Origin of the sequence: Caldisericum sp. (assembly GCA_022759145.1) — a bacterium.
Classification (GTDB): domain Bacteria; phylum Caldisericota; class Caldisericia; order Caldisericales; family Caldisericaceae; genus Caldisericum.
Map to the genome: position 1 here is coordinate 1 of JAEMPV010000085.1, position 2468 is coordinate 2468.

A 2468-nucleotide genomic window follows, 5' to 3' on the forward strand; every position below is an offset into this window, starting at 1 on the left:
TGGAATCCAGCATTTGATAGGCAAAGGTTCAAAAAAGATATGGAAATGATGAGACCAGAGGACTTTGCCTTCTATTATCTCGGTGTATATACAAAGCCAGAGGGACTTGTATTTAATTATGATAGAGATGTAGTAGTAAAAGATTTGAAGTGGGACGGGCAATCTGTTTGCTATGCAGGAGCGGACTTTGGAGTAGGCGACCCAACCGTTCTGGAAGTAGCCTTTATAAATTCAACAGGTATTCATTTCATAGATGAATATTATAAGCAGGACGCAGATTTGGAAGTTCACGCAAAAGGCTTTGCCGATTTAGTAGAGAAGTATAAAATTAAAAAAATTTATTACGACCCAAGCGGATTGGTATATCAAAAGCAAATAGATAAATATTTTAAAGATTGGGGTATTAAAGTAGAATGGATAAGGGGAGAAAATGATAACACAATGGGCGTTGAAACATTGGTAAAGTTATTTAGACAGGGAAAGATTACAATAAGCCCAAAGTGTTATCGTATGCTTGATGAGGATATGGGGTATATATGGAGAAAAGATGGCACGCTCCCAGATGGGAACGACCACGCTATTACAGCAAGAAAATACCTTGTTCTTACATTTTCCAATCAATTGAAGCGTGAATACAGACCAGCACCAAAGGTTGAGGCGAAAGCAAAGAATTGGATTGAGGAGCATTTTAAAGGATTGTATGATAAGGTTATGAACCCAAAAGTAAAGCCTGACCTTGATTGGCGGGATATCTTTTAAGGAGGCGATATGGCGATACAGGATTTAATTAAAGAAGTAAATAATGATGAAAAAGAGAATACTATACTAAAAAGAGTCCGTGATGACTTTTTGTATGCAGTCCAGAAAAAAGAAAGCGATGTTATTCTTATAGATGCAAAGAATAGTGTATCTGAAAAGAACTTCGCCTCTCAAAACAGATTGCGTATCTATAAGATGTGGTATGACTCAATACAATGGGAAGTAGATAAAGATGGAATGCCTTTTGACTCATCAACCTATATTGCTAAACCTGTCGTTAATTTCATAAAGACAATTGTTGACCAGAGAGTTAATTCATTACGAAAAAGGAAAGTTTACATTGATGTCCTGCCCGTCGGGACTGGGCAAGGCGATGTTGCACTTGCTTGGCAATACATTTTAAAGTATCTTTGGAAAGTAAATAACTTTTCAGATAAGATAGCAATGGTATATAAGGACTCTTTAATTTACGGCACAGGCTGGTTCAAACTTGTTTGGGACGAGGATATAAATGAAGTGGATATAGTTCCAATTAGTCCATTAGATGTATATGTTGACCCGTATGCAAAGAATTTAAAAGACGCAAGGTTTATACATTTTGTATTTAAAAAGCCGCAAGAGTATATAGAGAAAAAGTATGGAGTAAAACTTGAAGGTAAAGATGTAAACGCCTCAATCCTTTTGTATGAGAGTTGGTATCGCAGTTTAGCCTTTGATGAGCCTGTATGTATTACTTGGATAGATAAACAGATATTAGATGTAAAAGAAATAAAAAAGATAACAGGCTCTGATGACTTTCCGATATTTACAATTACCCCTTATAAAAGTTCTGATAGGTTATGGGGCGAATCATTGGTTGCCTTTTTAATTGACCCTCAAAACTTACATAACAAATCTCTTGGGCTTCTTATTGATGGAATGCTAATAACAAACAATGGAAGGATATATACAACAGATAAAGATTTAAAGATTTCAAACGACCCGAGAGAAATTATTACACTCTCAAATCAAGATGAGGTAATTGGGACTTTAAACTTGAACGCCGCCGACCCAAGATGGCTTACAATAGCACAATATAGCGGCTTTGGGCTTATGCAACAACTATCTGGGACTTATGTTATGAATGCTGTAAGTAAAGAGGCACAGAGAACAGCGTCTGGTATCATAGCCCAGCAACAGGCGGCGAACTTAACTTTTGAAGCAGACTTAACAGAGATAGCAAGTGATATGAATAGATTTGGAAGGATATGGGTAAGCATGATTAAAAAACTCTATGGTAAAAAAGATTTGGAAACTATTTTAGGAACAAAATTCCAAAATGCAGATGAGTTAATTGATAAACTTGATATTAAGTTTAATCTGTTCTTTGACCTATCAGACCCATTACCAGAGGATAAATTAGCAAGGAACAATTTACTTGCTGGCTTGTTAGCACAGAATAAAATTGACCTTGAAACTTTTGCAAGGCTTACAGAGAACATACAATTGCTTGATGTGTTAGAGGAACAAAAGAATAATCAGCAATCACAAATGCAAGCATTACAACAGATGATGGGACAAGCACAAGGACAAGGACAGCCACAGGAACAAACACAAGGACAACAAGCACCACAAGATAAAGAAAAAGCAATAGAACAAAAGGTTGCCGCCCAAACAGGTGAAAGAGGGGTAGGCGTATAAGGAGGTGAAGCGATGGCACAAAAAGGAAA

Annotated in this window: 2 protein-coding genes; both read left to right on the plus strand. The window is 36.6% G+C overall.

The window, feature by feature from the left end; translation table 11 throughout:
* The first annotated feature begins 45 nt into the window (after window positions 1-45).
* Window positions 46-759 carry a hypothetical protein gene (locus tag JHC30_05850; GenBank protein MCI4463673.1) on the plus strand — a complete coding sequence of 238 codons (714 nt, stop codon included), beginning with the start codon at window positions 46-48 and terminating at the stop codon, window positions 757-759.
* A gap of 9 nt (window positions 760-768) precedes the next feature.
* Window positions 769-2439, plus strand: a complete 1671-nt coding sequence (locus JHC30_05855) for a hypothetical protein (GenBank protein ID MCI4463674.1) — start codon at window positions 769-771, stop codon at window positions 2437-2439.
* Window positions 2440-2468 lie beyond the last annotated feature (29 nt).

Excerpts from the sequence above, each read along its gene's own strand:
- JHC30_05850 (MCI4463673.1), top strand. The coding sequence starts at position 46 with ATGATGAGACCAGAGGACTTTGCCTTCTATTATCTCGGTGTATATACA.
- JHC30_05855 (MCI4463674.1), top strand. The coding sequence starts at position 769 with ATGGCGATACAGGATTTAATTAAAGAAGTAAATAATGATGAAAAAGAG.